This window comes from Paenibacillus sp. FSL F4-0100 (genome assembly GCF_037993005.1).
GTDB lineage: Bacteria > Bacillota > Bacilli > Paenibacillales > Paenibacillaceae > Paenibacillus_AQ.
In genome coordinates this window covers 6,812,648-6,830,454 of the sequence record NZ_CP150303.1, presented here as the reverse complement: position 1 = coordinate 6,830,454, position 17,807 = coordinate 6,812,648, and the positions used below count along the sequence as shown (strand labels likewise).

At 51.9% G+C, this 17,807-nt stretch carries 15 protein-coding genes; 13 read left to right on the top strand and 2 right to left on the bottom strand.

The genetic code is table 11. From position 1 onward, the window contains the following. Window positions 1-44: 44 nt before the first annotated feature. From MHH48_RS31035 to MHH48_RS31025, 3 genes are all read left to right on the top strand, one after another. Window positions 45-1,346, top strand: coding sequence for a pyrimidine-nucleoside phosphorylase (locus MHH48_RS31035; protein WP_076325328.1), 1,302 nt, complete (start codon window positions 45-47; stop codon window positions 1,344-1,346). A gap of 517 nt (window positions 1,347-1,863) precedes the next feature. Beyond that, window positions 1,864-2,826 carry an MraY family glycosyltransferase gene (locus MHH48_RS31030; protein ID WP_076325329.1) on the top strand — a complete coding sequence of 321 codons (963 nt, stop codon included), beginning with the start codon at window positions 1,864-1,866 and terminating at the stop codon, window positions 2,824-2,826. A 234-nt stretch (window positions 2,827-3,060) separates the two neighbouring features. Then, window positions 3,061-3,927, top strand: a complete 867-nt coding sequence (locus tag MHH48_RS31025) for an SDR family oxidoreductase (RefSeq protein ID WP_179090715.1) — start codon at window positions 3,061-3,063, stop codon at window positions 3,925-3,927. A gap of 247 nt (window positions 3,928-4,174) precedes the next feature. Here the strand turns inward: MHH48_RS31025 and murQ are convergent, their stop codons facing one another. Next, window positions 4,175-5,086, bottom strand: a complete 912-nt coding sequence (murQ, locus tag MHH48_RS31020) for an N-acetylmuramic acid 6-phosphate etherase (protein WP_076325330.1) — start codon at window positions 5,084-5,086, stop codon at window positions 4,175-4,177. A 51-nt stretch (window positions 5,087-5,137) separates the two neighbouring features. Then, the gene (locus MHH48_RS31015; protein ID WP_076325331.1) at window positions 5,138-6,094 is read right to left on the bottom strand and encodes a BadF/BadG/BcrA/BcrD ATPase family protein; all 957 of its coding nucleotides are present in this window, start codon (window positions 6,092-6,094) and stop codon (window positions 5,138-5,140) included. A gap of 225 nt (window positions 6,095-6,319) precedes the next feature. On the opposite strand from MHH48_RS31015, the gene MHH48_RS31010 reads away from it, so the two are divergent. The 10 genes from MHH48_RS31010 (at window position 6,320) to MHH48_RS30965 (ending at window position 17,800) form a co-directional block, all read left to right on the top strand. Continuing rightward, a complete protein-coding gene (locus MHH48_RS31010) occupies window positions 6,320-7,156 on the top strand; it encodes a MurR/RpiR family transcriptional regulator (RefSeq protein WP_076325332.1) in 837 nt (278 codons plus the stop codon). Between the two features lie 46 nt (window positions 7,157-7,202). Then, window positions 7,203-8,597 (top strand): extracellular solute-binding protein, encoded by a 1,395-nt coding sequence (locus MHH48_RS31005; protein WP_076325333.1) that lies wholly within the window; start codon window positions 7,203-7,205, stop codon window positions 8,595-8,597. A gap of 131 nt (window positions 8,598-8,728) precedes the next feature. Next, window positions 8,729-9,646: a sugar ABC transporter permease gene (locus tag MHH48_RS31000; RefSeq protein ID WP_076325334.1), complete on the top strand. Its 918-nt coding sequence runs from the start codon at window positions 8,729-8,731 to the stop codon at window positions 9,644-9,646. A 33-nt stretch (window positions 9,647-9,679) separates the two neighbouring features. Next, window positions 9,680-10,513, top strand: a complete 834-nt coding sequence (locus tag MHH48_RS30995) for a carbohydrate ABC transporter permease (RefSeq protein ID WP_076325335.1) — start codon at window positions 9,680-9,682, stop codon at window positions 10,511-10,513. A 14-nt stretch (window positions 10,514-10,527) separates the two neighbouring features. Beyond that, window positions 10,528-11,634: a sn-glycerol-3-phosphate ABC transporter ATP-binding protein UgpC gene (ugpC, locus tag MHH48_RS30990; protein ID WP_076325336.1), complete on the top strand. Its 1,107-nt coding sequence runs from the start codon at window positions 10,528-10,530 to the stop codon at window positions 11,632-11,634. Between the two features lie 26 nt (window positions 11,635-11,660). Continuing rightward, on the top strand, window positions 11,661-12,356 hold the full coding sequence (locus tag MHH48_RS30985; protein WP_076325337.1) for a hypothetical protein: 696 nt from the start codon (window positions 11,661-11,663) through the stop codon (window positions 12,354-12,356). Continuing rightward, entirely contained in the window at window positions 12,353-13,531 is a 1,179-nt protein-coding gene (locus MHH48_RS30980) for a DUF1343 domain-containing protein (protein WP_076325338.1), read from the top strand. Before MHH48_RS30985 ends, MHH48_RS30980 begins: the two co-directional genes overlap by 4 nt. 3 nt (window positions 13,532-13,534) lie before the next feature. Beyond that, on the top strand, window positions 13,535-14,725 hold the full coding sequence (locus MHH48_RS30975; RefSeq protein ID WP_076325339.1) for an anhydro-N-acetylmuramic acid kinase: 1,191 nt from the start codon (window positions 13,535-13,537) through the stop codon (window positions 14,723-14,725). Between the two features lie 188 nt (window positions 14,726-14,913). Further along, entirely contained in the window at window positions 14,914-16,383 is a 1,470-nt protein-coding gene (locus MHH48_RS30970; RefSeq protein ID WP_076325340.1) for an FAD-linked oxidase C-terminal domain-containing protein, read from the top strand. 16 nt (window positions 16,384-16,399) lie between these two features. Then, a complete protein-coding gene (locus MHH48_RS30965) occupies window positions 16,400-17,800 on the top strand; it encodes a (Fe-S)-binding protein (protein WP_076325341.1) in 1,401 nt (466 codons plus the stop codon). Window positions 17,801-17,807: the final 7 nt, after the last annotated feature.

Below are 17,807 nucleotides of genomic sequence, written 5' to 3'. Positions count from 1 at the left end.
CGTGGAAGGAACACAATCATCGCAAACAGTGAGGAGAATGTACGATGAGAATGGTTGATTTAATTGCGAAGAAACGAGACGGCAAGGAACTGACAACAGAAGAGATCAATTTCTTCATCGACGGATATACCAAGGGAGATATTCCTGACTATCAGGTGAGCGCCATGAACATGGCGATTTATTTCCAGGACATGACCGATCGGGAGCGGGCGGACCTGACGATGGCAATGGTAAACTCCGGAGAAACGATTGATCTGTCCGCAATTGAGGGAATCAAGGTTGATAAACACTCCACCGGGGGCGTAGGCGACACCACGACACTCGTTCTGGCTCCGCTTGTAGCGGCACTGGATATTCCCGTAGCGAAGATGTCCGGACGCGGCCTCGGCCATACCGGAGGAACGATTGACAAGCTGGAGTCTATTGAAGGATTTCATGTGGAGATCAGCAAAGATGAATTTGTGAACCTTGTGAATCAACATAAAATCGCCGTCATCGGCCAAACCGGGAACCTCACCCCGGCGGACAAAAAACTGTATGCGCTTCGGGATGTGACGGCTACCGTTAATTCCATTCCGCTGATTGCTAGCTCCATTATGAGCAAGAAGATTGCTGCAGGCTCGGATGCGATTGTACTGGATGTTAAAACCGGAGCAGGCGCGTTCATGAAAACCGTGGAGGATGCCAGGGAATTGGCACACGCCATGGTTAGCATTGGCAACAATGTCGGCCGCAAAACGATGGCCGTCATTTCCGATATGAGTCAGCCGCTTGGGGTTGCGATCGGCAATTCGCTGGAAGTACAGGAAGCAATCGATGCGCTTCGCGGCGAGGGTCCGAAGGATCTGGAGGAGCTGTGCCTGGCTCTAGGCCGGCAGATGGTTTTCCTTGCTCAAAAGGCAGATTCGCTTGAAGATGCCGAAGAGATGTTAAGAGAGGTTATCCGCAACGGCAAGGCATTGGAGAAATTCAAGGAATTCATCCAGAACCAGGGCGGAGATCCGTCCGTGGTGGATCACCCCGACCGACTGCCGAAGGCGCAGTATCTGATTGAGCTTCCTGCACAGCAGGATGGTGTTGTCGCGGAGCTAGTAGCGGATGAGATCGGTACCGCAGCGATGCTGCTTGGAGCCGGTCGTGCAACGAAGGAATCCGAGATTGACTTGGCTGTAGGCCTGATGCTGAACAAGAAGGTCGGCGATGCCGTGAAGAAGGGCGATTCCCTTGTAACCATTCATGCTAACCGCGAGAACGTAGATGACGTGAAGCAGAAGCTGTATGAGAGCATTCGGATTGCAGATCATGCGGATGCGCCAGTATTGATTTATGACATTGTGACGGAGTAAGGTGAAGCCTTAATCCGAAGCGATGTCATAAACGGAACACTGAGGACAACAGGGTGAGCACCCACTGCTCGTGCGAATCGCTCATCCCTATATCAGTGCCTCATTTTCAAAGCTAAGCTGGAAACCTGCCTCCCGTTTTTTATAAACGGGGGCAGGTTTTTTTGGCGGGCCCCGTCATAAAACGGGTGGAAGCCCTCATAAGATGGTAGTGGGGAAAACGTAAGGCATTTAACGGGAGAGGGAGATGTGTAGCCCGGGCAAGAGTCATCCTGCTTGAAGGAGGCTTTTGGCCATGACCATCGATCAGTTGATTGCTTTGCTGGCACTTATCGTTATGATCATCGGACTTGCGGTGAAGAAGGAGTCTTAACCTGTAAAGTCCGGGAGGGCTGCTGCTAAGTAGAAATTCTACTGATGCAGCAGTCTTTTTCTTTCTAATAGGTTGATAGAGTTCGATATAAGTCATATACTTAGATTGCAATGTTCTCCATTATTCATCATTTATTGGGAGGAAACTATGCTATATTTTGCAGCGTTTGTCATATCTATGGTGCTGGTATTGGTCCTGATTCCGCCATTTCGCAAGCTTGCGATCAAGCTTGATTTTGTGGACAAGCCAAGGCCGGACAGCGAGCGGAAAATACACCGCGAGCCGATACCGCTGACGGCGGGAATCGCCATATTTATCGGATTTTTCATCACTTATTTTGCACTTACCGGCGTCATTTCAAGGGAAGCGGTAGGTATCTTTATCGGTAGCGCCTTGATTCTCGGGATTGGCCTCGTGGACGATTGGTATAAGTCCCAGGGCAAGGAGCTGGCATCGCTGCCGAAGCTCATTGTACAGGTCAGCGCAGCCGTCGTTGTATACAGCTATGGCATCGCGTTTGAAGGATTCAACAATCCGTTTACGGGTCAGTATATTAACCTGCCGGAATGGCTGCAGCTCATCTTAACGATTCTGTGGATTTTCGGTGTAACGACAGTCATTAATTTCTCGGATGGCATCGACGGTCTTGCCGGAGGACTCTCCGCCATATCCGGAGGTACGCTGTTTGTTGTGGCGATTACACTGGGCAGAGGCGAGTCCGCGCTCCTCGCTGTCATTCTTGTAGGTGCCGCGCTAGGATATCTAAAGTACAACAAGCCGCCGGCCAGAGTGTTTATGGGGGATGCCGGAGCCACTTTCCTTGGGTTCATACTAGGGATTATTGCTCTGGATGGTGCGTTTAAAGGGGCAACCCTGGCGTCCTTATTCGTTCCAATCTTCGCACTGGGCGTGCCGATCTTCGATAATATCATCGTAGTCATCCGCAGAATGCTTCAGTCGAAGCCGATCTATCAGGCCGATGCATCCCAGGCGCATTATCGTTTACTGGCAACGGGACTCAATCAGAAGCAGACACTAGTATTTCTGTGCTTGCTGAATCTCTGTTTCGGTCTGGCTGCCATCATACTTGCGATGAATGGCGGTGCTTGAGGCGTTTAAGCCTGCCATAAGCTTTATCCAGTACGTTATTAAAGTCTCGTCTCCAAATGGATGTTGGTGGCGGGACTTTTTTTTAGAGATAAGAAAGTATAAACTTCAGAGGCTTACCATCCTTATCTCGCAAGAAAAACTTCCGCTAAATGCGGTCTGTCTTCTGAGAAAGTACGTCGATAGACGTTTTTTTTATTACAATGGTAGAAGGTATACGAAGCAGGAGGTCTGTGGATGAATGACATGACAGGGAAAATCATCATCGTGACAGGAGCGAACTCCGGAATGGGCCTGGCGACAACCGTGGAGCTGGCCAAAGGGGGAGGGCACGTCGTCATGGCTTGTCGGAGCAAAGCCAGAGGAGAAGCGGCTCTTCGGCAAGCGTTACAAGAGAGCGGCAGCTCGAAAATTGAGCTGATGACATTGGATTTGGGCTCTTTTGATAGCATCAGAGTTTTTGCTTCCGACTTTATGGCCAAATACGACAGGCTCGATGTATTGGTAAACAACGCGGGTGTGGTCACCCTCAAGCGGGAATTGACGCAGGACGGATATGAAGCCATGATGGGGGTCAATCATCTGGGGCATTTTTTACTGACGAACGAGCTCCTGGAGCCTCTTCAGCGTGCCCGCCAGGGGAGGGTTGTGAACGTATCCTCTGGCGCACACAAAGTGGGCAGCATCCACTTGGATGACCCTAATCTCGGTAAAGGATTCAATGTGGTCAAAGGTTATGCGCAGTCCAAATTGGCGAATATTTTATTTACGAAAGAGCTGGCTCGTCGGCTGCAGCCGACAAAGGTAACGGTCAATGCGCTCCATCCCGGTGCAGTGAGTACCAGCATTGGCGTGAACCGGGATACAGGCTTTGGCAAAGCGGTCCATAAGCTGCTTGGTCCGTTCTTTCTAACCGCGCAGGAAGGTGCGCGGACAGCGATTTACTTGGCTTCAAGCCCTGAAGTAGAGCATGTGACAGGGGAATATTACGTTAAATGCAAACCAGCCAAGACCACCGAGAAGGCAAGGGATCCGAAACTTGCCGCTCGCCTGTGGGCATGGAGTGAACAACAGGTAGGTTGGAAGTCGGGCAAGGGTCGATGAACTTATACATTTCAAGAAGGCTCGGTTCTATGAGTGAGGCTAAATCTGATTGATCCGATAAGGGCATGATCGGACTACAAGGAACGACGAGACCAATCGGCCCATTAGTATGGTGACGACTAACAGTAAATGAAGGTCCATGCTGGCGAACAACTAAACGGGATATCTCCAGATCAACATGATCTTGGGATATCCCGTTTCATTTTACGATCGATGTTCATGATAGGCCATAGAAGCACGAAATATGCTACTTCGTTGTTTTCATATCGATCGCGCTGCGAACAAATCCGCTGGTACCGTCAAGGAGTTTGGACGCTTCTGCGGCATTGACATTAGCCAGAAGCATCACGATGGCGGTTTTGACATGGGCGCCGGATTCATGGTATGCCTTCTCAACAGCATCCTCAGATGCTCCCGTTGCCAGGGTGATGATGCGTTTGGCGCGATGCACAAGCTTGTTATTGGACGGGTTGAGGTCGACCATTAGGTTTTTGTACACTTTGCCGATTCGAATCATGGCGGTCGTTGTCAGCATGTTCAGAATCAGCTTTTGCGAAGTACCGGCCTTCATCCGCGTGGAGCCCATGATCACTTCCGGTCCGACAACAGCTTCGATCACAAAATCCGCGTACTGATGCATCGGCGATTCGTAGTTATTACAGAGTCCGATGACAACGGCTCCACACTCCTTGGCGCGTCTCATTGCACCAAGAACATAGGGCGTGCGGCCGCTTGCAGCGATGCCGATGACAACATCCTTCTCGTTGATCCCGTTTTCATGGATATCCTGTTCACCTAACTCCTCGCTATCCTCGGCACCTTCGATAGCTTCCTTAACGGCTCTGAAACCACCGGCGATCAATCCCTGCACCATAGAAGGGTCTGTCCCGTAGGTAGGCGGACACTCGGATGCATCCAGAATCCCGATTCGACCGCTGGTTCCGGCACCTATATAGAACAATCTGCCGCCCTTCTGGAAAGCTTCTACTACGAGATCTGCCGCTCTGGCTATAAGAGGAATAAGCTCGCGGATCGCATCGGTGATCAGGCTATCCTCGCTATTGATGAGGATCATAATTTGTTCTGAGCTCAACTGATCAATGTTCTGCGTATTTTCATGAGGCTGTTCGGTTGTCAATTGACTTAGAATATTCGTCATGAGACAGGTCTCCTTTTTTGCCTTGGAATATGGACGGGCACTGATGTAAAGCTACAGCAAGTCAGAGACGCCGTCTGTAAATAGCTTGCAGGCTAACAGGGCCGCGCCATGGGCGGGTGTACGTTCACGATTTCCTTCGGGGAACCGGAGGCGGGGATAACGCGTTAGCAGAATGCTGGTGTACGTTTCCCGAAACGATTGCGAATGTTTGAAGATCGAGCCGATCCGCACGAGTTCACTCTCTGCGAATTCAGCTTGCCGCCTGATGAGAGCGCTTGTTGTATCGGCCAGTTCTTCTGCCTGCTGCCGGATGATACGGTTTGCCGCTTCATCACCGGCTTCGGCTGCTTCTATGCAGCAGCGGGCGAAGGAAGCGATATCCTGTTTCGTTATAGCGGGCTGGTAAATGTAAGATTTGAGATCGGTAATATGCTGGAGAGGATAGGCTGCAACAATCAGGCTGCTCATGATGGTGGGTGGCAAAATGCCCTCGTGGCTCTTAATGACAGATTTTAGAGCCTGAAGTCCGATCTGATAGCCGCTGCCTTCGTCTCCGAGAAGATGTCCCCAGCCACCGACGCGGTGGATGTCTCCCGATTTGGTTATAGCATAGGTATTGGATCCGGTTCCCGAGATCGCAAGTATTCCATACTGACGTTCCAGTACGGCCATTAATGAAATTTCGGCTTCCGAGCGCATGTAAATACGCATCGAGAGCTGCCGCTGCTGGAAATAGGAATGAAGGAAGGACTGAACACGACGTCGTTCTTCTGCAGAGCTTATGCCTGACATTCCAAGACATATTGATGTAAATATTAATGACTTATTAAAAAGAGGTGCCAGAAGCCCATCCAACACCGTTCGGAGTTCCTCCATCGCTTTATCAAAGGTTACAATGTAGGGATTGGTGGAACCTCCGGTAAACCGGGACAACACTTCTCCAGCGCTGTTGATAGCGGTTGCTTCGGTCTTGGTACCGCCACCATCCACACCGATAAAAATTTCCATATTGAACCACTTCGCTTTCTATAACCAGTATAGGAGAAAACAGAAGTGTTGTAAAATAAAATTTTAAATCATGAATTATGTATTGAAATATAATTTCATACAATTTATAATAAACTCAATCCACTGATATTGAAAGCGATACCAGTCATGCTTTCGTTCAAGTTGTGTAAAGTAATATTACATATGGGTGATCATCAGAGGATTATTTGTAAAGGGGGGCAAGAAATGAACGGCGGATTGGTTCGATTGCGTGAGGTGTATGATTCATTAAATCCGTCCGAGCGCAAAGTTGCAGCCTTCATTTTGCAGGAACCGGCAGAGATGATACAGATGTCGGTCGCGGATCTTGCAGTCCGAAGCGGTTCCAGTCAGGCTGCCATAGTACGCCTGTGCAAAACGATGGGTTTCAAAGGCTATCAGGATCTGAAGCTGAAGGTAGCTGGAGACTTGCAGGAGCCATTAGCCACCGGGTATCAGGATATCCGGCCCAATGACAGCATTTCTGCAATTATACAGAACGTCTCGAACAACAACATTCAGTCGATTCGGGATACGATGAAGATTATGGAGGAAGGGAAGGTAGAAGAGGCCGTTCTGGCCCTCGATCAATCGAAGCGCATTTTCATGTTCGGGGTAGGGGCTTCCAATCTGATCGGGATGGATGCTCAACAGAAATTTTTGCGGATTAATAAGGTATGCATATCTTTTCCGGATCCACATGTTCAGCTCACCTCGGCGGTACTGCTGACGCCAGATGATACGGCCGTATGCATTTCCTACTCCGGTGAAACGGATGAAGTGATCCGCGCAGCAGCCATTGCGAGGGAGAAGGGGTGCAAGACGATTGGCATTACCAAATACGGTGATTCTACCTTGAGCCGATCGGTAGACATTCCCTTGTACACCTCTTCCACGGAGAACGAGATTCGCAGTGGCGCGATGTCCTCTCGTATTACGCAGCTTAATCTTATCGATATTTTATATCTTGGCGTCGCCAGCCGGAATTACGAGAATTCAGTGAAATACCTGGATGAGAGTCGGCAAGCGATCAAGCGGTTGTAGTTGATAGCGAAAACCACAAATATATAAATGATAAGGGGAGTAGTACATGAAGAAAAAAGGTTGGCTTACATTGTTGGCTTCTTTGATGCTCGTGTTTACCGCAGCTTGCGGCGGATCCGGTGGGGCAAAGACTCCGGAAGGCGGATCCGGGACCACATCGGAAGGAAACGGTGAGGCCGCACCGAAGCAGGATACGGTTGTCGTCTGGACTTATCCGGTTCATGGTAAATACGAAGATGAGTTGAAAGAGCATGTGGCGGATCTGAAAGAAAAATATCCGCACATTACGGTCCAAACCGAAGTGCTCTCCTGGGCTGAAGGTCCGAAGAAGTTCGACGTGGCCTTGAATGCGGGTAACCCGCCTGACCTCTATTTCCACGCAGTGGATGGAGCTTATGTGGATACGGGCCTTGCACTGGAGCTTTCCCCTTATATTACAGACGAGATCAAAAACGACTACCTGCCGGGAACGCTTGAGCTGGGCCAAATCCAGGGCAAACAATATGGACTTCCGCTGTACCAATCCCTCTGGGCTTGGGGCGGCAACAAGAAGATTCTTGAAGAAGCAGGCATCGACTGGAAGGCTATTCAAGAGAACGGCTGGACTTGGACCGAATTTAAGGCAGCTGCCGAGAAGCTGACCAAGAAGCTCCCGAACGGAAATACGCAGTATGCGCTGGTGACGGACGGTACTTCCCTGGACTTCATGGAAATGCTGACACGCAGCAACGGCATGCCGGACGTTCTGAACGATAAAGGCGAGTTCCAATGGAACGACGAGCGGATTCTGGACACGATGACATTCGTGTCCGATCTGATGAAAGCCGGACATTTGCCTGCCGAGACTGCCGCGATTACGCCGGCGAAACGGATGGATCTGTTCTATGCAGAGGAAGCCGCGGTTGTGTCCAAAGCGATTCCTTACTACGATGTGATGCTTCAGAACCGCGCGAAGGATATTGACAGCGGTACGGTCCAAGGCGCGAAAATCGAGTTCGTCCTGCTGCCGGTTCCGCATAATGACGGGGCGGAGCGCAAGACATCCATGTTTGGTGAAGGCTATGTCGCTTTCAAACAGAAGAAGGATAAAGGCGAAGAGCATGCGAAGAACACGTTCCTGATTATGGAAGGACTGAGCGGTGCGAAAGCCGGTAATTCCGCGAATGAACTGGTGTTGCCTTTCGTTCGTAAATCCCAAGCGGAGTTTTATGAAGGCAAAGGACTCGGTACGGAATCCACAATTAAAGCAGCGGAAATTTTCGCAAACTTCAAAGAAATTCCGGTGACCCTGAACCTCGATGCAGATGCCTCAGGCAACCAGAAGAAGTTCAAGGAGCAAGTGGTGAAGCCGAACATTCAGGCGCTGTTCTCGGGAGAGAAGACACCGGAGCAGATCGCGCAGGACTTCAAGGATAAAGGCAAACAAATTTTAGGACAGTAATTGAAGTTATAAGGGGGTGTCCCGTTGTCCTTAGCAGGAACAAAACGGGTCACTCCCTTTTTAAACCAACCACTCCAGGCTTCAAAAGGCTTCATGAAAATACTTCACCTGTGCGCAAAGGAGGAAATCAAATGCAGACTGCCCCGGCGCAAACCCGGCCCTCGCGTCCCCCAATGAAGGGTTATCTACGCGAATATGGATGGGCGTATTTATTCATTCTGGCTCCCGTACTGTTGTTCTTGATATTTACGCTTTACCCGGTCGCCTCCGCCTTTCTGATGAGCTTTCAGGAATATAGCGTGATGGGCTCCGAATGGATTGGAACGGACAATTACACACGGATGGTACAGGATGAAGTGTTCTGGAAATCCATGAGGAATACGGTTTTATTCACGATCGGTACCGTTCCGGTTAACATTGTCATCACGTATGCGTTATCCTTTTTTATTTTTCAGATGAAGAATAAATGGCAGACGTTCTTCAAGGCTACGATGTATTTGCCGGCCGTTGCTTCCGGCGTCACCATCTCGGTCGTATGGCTCGCGATTTACGATCCGACCCATGCGGGGCTGTTGAATCGCTTCATTGGATTGTTCGGATTAGACCCGGTCATATGGCTCGGCAAATCGAACACCGCACTCTTTTCGCTCATCTTGATGAACTGGCTCGGTTCTCATGGTGCGGGCATTATTCTGTATTTGGCTGCCATGGGCGGAATTCCCAAATCGCTCTATGAAGCTGCGGATATTGACCATGCCAGCGGTTGGTCCAAATTCTGGCGCATTACGTGGCCGCTGATGAAACCAACCACGTTGTATCTGCTGGTGACGGGTGTCATTACGTCCTTCCAGGTATTTATCTCGGTGTATCTGATGACGCAGGGCGGTCCGAACTTCGCGACGACAACCATCGCCTACCTGATTTACAGCACCGCCTTCAACTTCTATGAATTTGGACTCGCAGCAGCGCAATCTTTTGTATTAGCCGCATTGATTATTGTCATTTCCATCATTCAGTTCAAATACTTCTCGTCCGACGTGGAGTATTAATGCATATTTCTGAAGCTAAAAGGGGGTGCACCTATGAAATCAAGATCAAAATTGATCATGCTGATTGTGGCTTCGGTCATCTTGGTGGTATGGAGCGTTCTGACGATCATTCCGATGTACTGGATGTTGATTGGCTCTGTGCAGGACACCAAATCAGCGGCTTCGTTTATCCCGAAAATGATTCCGGACGTATTTTCCGTGGCCCCGTACGAGCGTTTTTTTGGCAAAACCAACGTCATGAGATGGCTCTTTAACTCCTTATTGATCTCGTCCATCCTGACGGTGACCAACGTATTCCTGGCCTCACTCGCAGGGTATGCCTTTGCGAAGCTGAAGTTCCCAGGGAACAAAGCGGTATTTTGGGTTTTGCTCAGCACGATGATGATCCCGGCGCAAGTGACGCTGATTCCGCTCTATATTTTGATGATTGACGTATTTGATCTCGGGAATACATACACAGCTATACTTCTTCCCGGCATTGTAAGCGTGGGCAATATTTTCTTGATGAAGCAGTACATGTCATCGCTGCCTACCTCTCTGATTCATGCAGCGCGTATCGACGCTTGCGGGGAATTCGGCATCTTCTGGAAAGTCATTCTTCCGATGGCTAAACCGGGTCTTGCCGTGCTGGCGATTTTCACGTTCGTTGCATCCTGGAACGATTTCTTCTGGCCCTTCCTCGTGACAAATTCGACGGAAATGAGGACCATTCAAGTCGGTCTGGCTTCCTTCGTTTATGCGGACACGACCGATTTCGGCGCACTTATGGCTGGAGCAACCGTCGCGGCACTGCCGATGATGATCCTGTTCTTCTCGCTTCAGCGCTATTTCCTGCAAGGCATCACCATTGGAGCCGTTAAAGGCTAGAAGGAGGCAAAGTTATGGCACGCGTAGAATTCCGTAATATACGAAAAGAATTTGTAGACGACAACAAAGGGACCTTTACCGCTGTAGCGGGGTCGGACTTTGTGATCAATGATAAAGAGTTCGTGGTATTTGTCGGTCCTTCCGGCTGCGGCAAAACCACCTCGCTGCGCATGATTGCAGGCCTTGAGCGTCAGACGTCCGGCGATATCGTCATCGGCGACCGGGTGGTGAACAATCTTCATCCGAAAGACCGGGATATCGCCATGGTGTTTCAGGATTATGCGCTGTATCCGCATATGACGATTCGCGAGAATCTTTCCTTCGGCTTGAAGAACTTGAAGAAGCCCAAGGCTTATATTGAGCAAAAGGTAGCGCAGGCAGCATCCATTCTCGGCCTGGAGTCGATGATTGACAGGAAGCCGCGCGAGCTGTCCGGTGGACAGCGTCAACGTGTGGCGGTTGGGCGGGCCATCGTGCGCGACCCGCAGGTGTTCCTCTTTGACGAGCCGCTGTCGAACCTGGATGCGAAGCTTCGCGTGCAGATGCGGGTAGAGCTGTCCGAGCTGCACAAGCGACTGGAAGCCACCATTGTATATGTAACGCATGATCAGGTTGAAGCGATGACGCTCGGTGAGCGGATCGTCGTGATGAACAACGGCATTATCCAGCAGATCGCATCACCAACTGAGCTGTATGCGAAACCGCAGAACATGTTCGTAGCCGGCTTTATCGGCTCCCCGCCGATGAACTTTATCGATGTGCAGAAGGAAGGAAATGTCCTCCGGATGGAAGGCGGGGTATTCACCATTCCGGACGCGATGGCGGGTGCGCTGAGTAAATACGACAATGAGCATCTTATTCTGGGGGTTCGCCCCGAGCATATTACCGGCGAGGATATGCCAGGCACAACCAATCTGGATTACAAATATTCCACCAAGGTTCAGGTCGTTGAACATCTCGGTTCTGAGAACCTGGTGTACTTCCGCATAGGAAACCGGACCGTTACCGCTAAGGTTCACCCGGAAACGACGGGTTATCCGGGCATGGACAAAACCTTCATTTTCAATTTCGATAAGGTGCATTTCTTCGATCCTGAGACGGAACAGCGTATCGATTGGTAAACAACGACGAAGAGGAGAGGAAAGCTATGCGCAAGCTGAATGATGTGTTGAAGAAGACCGGGGTTGAGATTTACCGTGAGATTACGGCGGTGGCCTTATACAGCATGATTACCTCGCTGGTGCTCGTAACGGTGGTTATGTTTGTGCCGCTGTGGGTAGCCCTGATGCTGCTGCCGGTTCTGTATATGCCGCTGTTCTATGGTGTTTGTTATGCCTATCACCGCAAAATGGAGCGGGGCAAGTCCAGGCTGAAAGACGTGTTTCAAGGTGCGCTTAAAGGGCTTGGACCCGCCGTCGTCATGGGCTTCTTCTTCGTGGTGATGACATTGATTTTATGGTCCACCTGGTGGTATTACGGAGGCAAAGAGGGGATCGGCTATCTTGCGATTGGCGTGTTCCAAACTTATTTTGTTGTCATGGCGCTCATCTCCCAATTCTACACCTTTCAGCTTGTCATTCAGGAAGGGATGGGCATCTTCAAGGCCATGGCCCACAGTGTCAAGCTGTTCCTGAAGTTTCCGGCCTATACACTGGGCGCATGCTTTCAAGCCTTCTGCGTTGCGATTCCGCTGATGGTTACGGTCGTTGGCTTTGGATTTTTGTTTAACGGTATGTGGGCTATATACCAGCACAAGGTTACGTATAATGTACTGAATCCGGAAGAGGCCAAACCGGTGGAAGACGGTGTGGTAGCCTCGGAAGCGAGAGGTGTAAGCATATGATGAGAAGCAACGTGCGGAGCGGAATTGATATGCTGCCGAACATCAAACATGAGAAAATCACGGATCGTCGCCTTGGCGTCATCACGAATCCGACGGGGCTTACGTCGGATTTTCGTTCATCTATCGAGGTGATTGCAGGCTTACCCGAGTCCGAATTGACGGCTTTGTTTGCTTGCGAGCATGGGCTGCGCGGTCAGCTGCAGGCAGGCAAGCACGTCGATGATGAAGTGGACCCGGTATTCGGCGTGCCGGTGTACAGCCTGTATGGTTCGCGGCGTAAACCGGATGCCGACATGCTGAAGAACGTGGACACGGTCATCTTCGATATTCAAGACCTCGGTGTCCGTTTCTACACGTATTTGACCACGCTGCTCTATGTCATGGAGGCATGCGCTGAGCAAGGCAAGAGCTTGCTTGTCCTGGACCGGCCGAATCCGCTTGGCGGTGAGCGCTGTGAAGGCGGCTTGCTGCAGCCGGGATATGAATCCATGGTGGGAGGATGGCAGATTCCGATTAGCACCGGAATGACCATTGGCGAATTTGCGCGCATGGCCAATGACTTGCGGGGGACCGGATGTGATCTGGATGTGATTCAGCTCGAAGGATGGACGCGCGACATGGTTTATACCGACACGGGTCTTCCGTGGGTACCGCCTTCCCCGAACATTCCTACGATGGATACGGTGCGGCTGTACAGCGGGACCTGCTTCTTCGAAGGGACCAATCTTTCGGAAGGCAGGGGGACGACCCGGCCATTTGAATGGATCGGTGCTCCATGGGTCAATGGAGAAGAGTTGGCGAAGGCATTCAACTCGTACGGACTGCCAGGTGTGTTTGCCCATTCCATGTACATGACGCCCACCTTCTCGAAGCATCAGGGCGAAGGCTGCGGCGGGGTGATGTTATTTGTAACGAATCCGGGAGAAGTGGAAGCTGTGCGTACAGGGCTTGTGCTGCTGAACCTGGTTAGCCGAATGTACCCGGATCAGTTCCAGTGGCTTACCCCACCGGAGGGACGCAATCGGTATTTTATTGATTTACTGACGGGCAGCGGGGATGTCCGACGGCATATCCACGAAGAAGCCGGACTCCAGCGCATTGTTGCCGAATGGGGCAAGGATGCGGAGCGGTGGAGAATGATGCGGGCTCCTTACCTGCTGTATGGGGAGGCGTAAAGTATGATGTTCTCACCATGGAAGGATGGAGGGCCGACCGTTGTGGTCGGCCTGATGTCGGGCACTTCGCTTGACGGCATCGATGCGGCCATCGTCCGCATACACGGAAGCGGCCTCGAGGCATCGGTTGAACTGCTGCATTACTATAGCAAGCCATACGAACCGGAGCTCCGTCAGCGGCTGCGCAATTTGTGCAGTGAAGAGAATTCCAATAGCGCTGCTGTATGCAGTATGAATGCATACCTGGGGTATCAGTTCGGGATGGCTGTCCTGGAAGCGGTTGCCGATGCCGGCATGCGAATCGATGAGGTGGATTTGGTAAGCTCACATGGACAGACGATCTGGCATCAGCCTGTACCTGAACAAGGTGATCCCTATGCTGTCGCTTCGACTCTACAGATCGGTGATATATCCGTTATCGCCAAGCACACCGGCAAACTTACGGTAGGAGACTTCCGTCCCGCAGATATGGCGGTTGGGGGGCAAGGGGCTCCGTTTGCTCCTTACGGAGATTTGATCCTGTTTCGGCACCCGCAGCGGGGAAGGCTGCTGCAGAACATCGGCGGGATCGGCAATTGCTCGGCGCTGCCCGCAGGGGCGGATCCTGCGGATGTGCTGGCCTTTGATACCGGGCCCGGCAATATGATCATGGATGCTGTAGTCCATATGCTGTCCGGAGGGCAGCTTTCGTATGACGACAGCGGAACATGGGCTGCCCGAGGCAACCCGGATCAGGCCTTGTTAAGCGAGATGATGGAGCATCCTTATTTTCACGCCGAGCCGCCCAAATCAACGGGAAGAGAATGGTTTGGTCATAATTATGCGGTTTCATTTCTGGAACAAGCCAGGCTCAGGAAGCTTTCGGATGAGGACGTGATGGCAACGGCTACGGCGTTTACCGCCCATACTATTGCGGACAGCTATGTGAGATACGTGTTTCCTCGTTACAAGATCGATGAAGTGATCGTGACCGGCGGAGGAGCCCACAACAAGACGCTGCTCTCCATGTTAAGCGAGCTGCTGCCGGAACAGAAAGTCATGACCTCCAAGGCGCTGGGCTTTGATGACGATGCCAAAGAAGCCGTCATTTTTGCACTCTTAGGCAATGACTTCATGCTCGGTGTTCCTAACAATTTGCCTGCGGCGACGGGAGCCGATCGCCCAACCGTTATGGGGAAGCTGGCCCTGCCATAGCGGAGGAAGCATAAACCGTTCATAAACCTGTGCTTAGTCCGAACATAAACCCGAGCATAACCGTTCATTAAAGACCGCGGGACGGTAATGCCAAGCGATGGTGGATAGATAATGTTAAACAGCGATTAGATAAGTAAAGTGATTATTTTTTGTTGTAGTCAAACCCGTATAGGGGAGGGGGAAACAACGTGCTGGAATCTGTTATTCGCGAGCAGCTGGCCGCCGTGGTTGGCGGGAAGTGGTTCAAGGACGATCCGGAAAGTCTCGTCTCTTACAGTTATGATGCTACGCCGCTATATCAAGCGATGCCGGACGGGGTTATCTTTCCTGGAAGCACGCAGGAAGTATCCGACATCGTTAAAATTTGCTCAAAACACCGCATACCCGTTATTACGCGGGGGGCTGGCAGCAATCTGTGCGGAGGGACCATTCCGCTTCAGGGCGGTCTGATTGTGGTCATGACCCGAATGAATAAGCTGCTGGAGATCGATGCCGATAACCTGACCGCGACCTTCCAGACCGGTTTGAATACAAAGCAGTTTCATCTGGCGGTTGAACAGACAGGGCTGTTCTATCCTCCGGATCCAAGCAGCATGATCATCTGCACGATGGGCGGTAATATCGCTCTGGGAGCTGGCGGGCTGCGCGGCTTGAAGTATGGAACGACCAAGGATTATGTCCTTGGCCTGGAAGCCGTATTGCCGGATGGCAGCATCCTGCGCACGGGCGGCAAGCTGGTGAAGGACGCGGCAGGGTATGATTTGACCCGACTGTTGGTAGGATCAGGCGGTACGCTAGCCATTCTGACCGAGGCCACGGTTAAGTTGATTCCTAAGCCTTCATACAGGAAGGCGATGGTTGCCGTCTACGACGATCTTAACGCGGCGGCCCGAACGGTTTCGAATATAATAGCGAATCATATTTTCCCGTGTACCTTGGAATTCATGGATCAGCCGACCCTCCAGGTGGTTGAGGAATTTGCCAAAATCGGACTGCCGGTTCACGCCAAAGCGATGCTGGCGATCGAGCAGGACGGCAATGTCGATGATGTGGAGCGGGATCTAAAGAAGCTGGAGGAGATATGTCTTGCTTCTGGCGCGGTTCAGCTCAACACCGCCAAGACACCAGAGGAAGGTGCGAAGGTAATGGAGGCGAGACGGAGCGCGCTTGCCGCGCTATCCCGATTGCGGCCGACCACGATCTTGGAGGACGCGACGGTTCCGCGTTCGAAAATTGCGGACATGGTGCTTGAAGTTCAGCGTATCGCCCAGAAATACGACGTGCAGATTTGCACATTCGGCCATGCCGGGGATGGCAATCTGCATCCGACCGCGATGACGGATGCCCGTGACCCGGAAGAGATTCACCGCGTGGAGCAGGCATTCGCCGAAATCTTTGAGGTGGCGATTGCCATGGGGGGCACCATCACCGGTGAGCATGGCGTCGGTATCGTGAAGGCTCCTTACCTGGAATGGAAGGTGGGCGAAGCCGGCATCAAGATGATGAAATCCATTAAGGATGCGATTGATCCGCACCAGATCATGAATCCCGGCAAGTTGTTTGCGGAAACCCGGAAGCGAATTGTCTTCCAGGAGCGGACAGAGCAGGCAGAGCGGGACTCAGCTTCGGATCAGGATCAGAAGATCGAAACATCGTGAGAGGAGGCGAACGCGCATGAGTTCAACCCATGAGAAGCTTGCACAATCGCTAAAGCTGACGCTGGATGAGGATCAATTGACGAATTGTATGCGCTGCGGGTTTTGCCAGACCGCCTGTCCGACCTTCCTCGAGACAGGGCTCGAAGCTGCCTCCCCCCGCGGGCGGATTGCGCTTATGAAAGCGGTTGTGGATGGTTTGATGGAGCCGGATGAGAGCTTTCGGAGCCAGATGGATCTATGTCTGGGCTGCAGAGCCTGTGAGCCTGCTTGTCCTTCCGATGTGAAATATGGCCAGCTGATCGAGCAGACCCGGGCGGCGATTGCGGCCGAGAAGCCTTATTCGCTGCCGGTACGAGTCGTCCGTAAGACGTTCCTGCAAGGGATATTCCCTCATCGCGGAAGACTGAAGCTGATCGGCAAGACGCTTTCGTTCTACCAGAAATCCGGCCTTCAAAAGTTTGCGCGCAGTTCCGGAGCCATGAAGCTGTTTCCCGACCATCTCCAACAGCTGGAGAAGGCGCTGCCTCCCGTAACGGGCGACGGCCTGGAAGAGCTGTGGAGCAAGGCTGGCTTGCCCTACCGCCGCGAGACGACAGACAGCGGTTCAAGGTTAATGGTTATCCCTGCGGCTGGGGCTAAGGTTGGCCGGGTCGGGATGTTCCGTGGCTGCATTATGGATGTCATGTTTGCATCCACGAACATGAACACCGTACGGCTGCTTCGGCAGGCCGGGTTCGAGATTGTCATTCCGGAGGAGCAGGTATGCTGCGGAGCGCTGCATGCGCATGCTGGTGAGATGGGCGATGCCAAGCAGTTGGCCGGTCAGAACATATGGGCTTTCGGGGAAGCGGACGTGGATTACATTGCAAGCAATGCAGGAGGCTGTGGCGCACTACTGAAGGAATACGATCATCTGATGCATGCAGAACCGGATGAGCGGCTTCAGCAAGCGGCGATTCGTTTTGCAGATCAGGTGAAGGACATCTCCGAGCTGCTGCACAGCCTCGGTCGGCCGCTTACGCCGATTCAGGCGGAAAACCCGCAGAACGGGGCCATAACCGTCACCTATCAGGACTCTTGCCACTTGCGCAATGTGATGAGAGTACAAGGCGAGCCGCGCCAGCTGATGGAGCTGCTTCCGGCTGTACAGATGTGCGAGCTTCAGGGGGCCGAGGTATGCTGCGGTTCCGCCGGCATTTACAATTTGACCCAGACGGAAATGTCGACCACGCTTCTGGATCACAAGATGGAACATGTGGAGGCTACCGGAGCCAAGGTCATCGTGACTTCGAACCCGGGATGCCTGCTGCAGATGAAGTGGGGGATCGAGCGTGCCGGTAAACAAAATGGCGTAGAGGCCGTTCATCTTGTGGATTTTCTGGCTGAGCAGGTGCTGATTGAGGATAAGCGTGACTAATTGTACA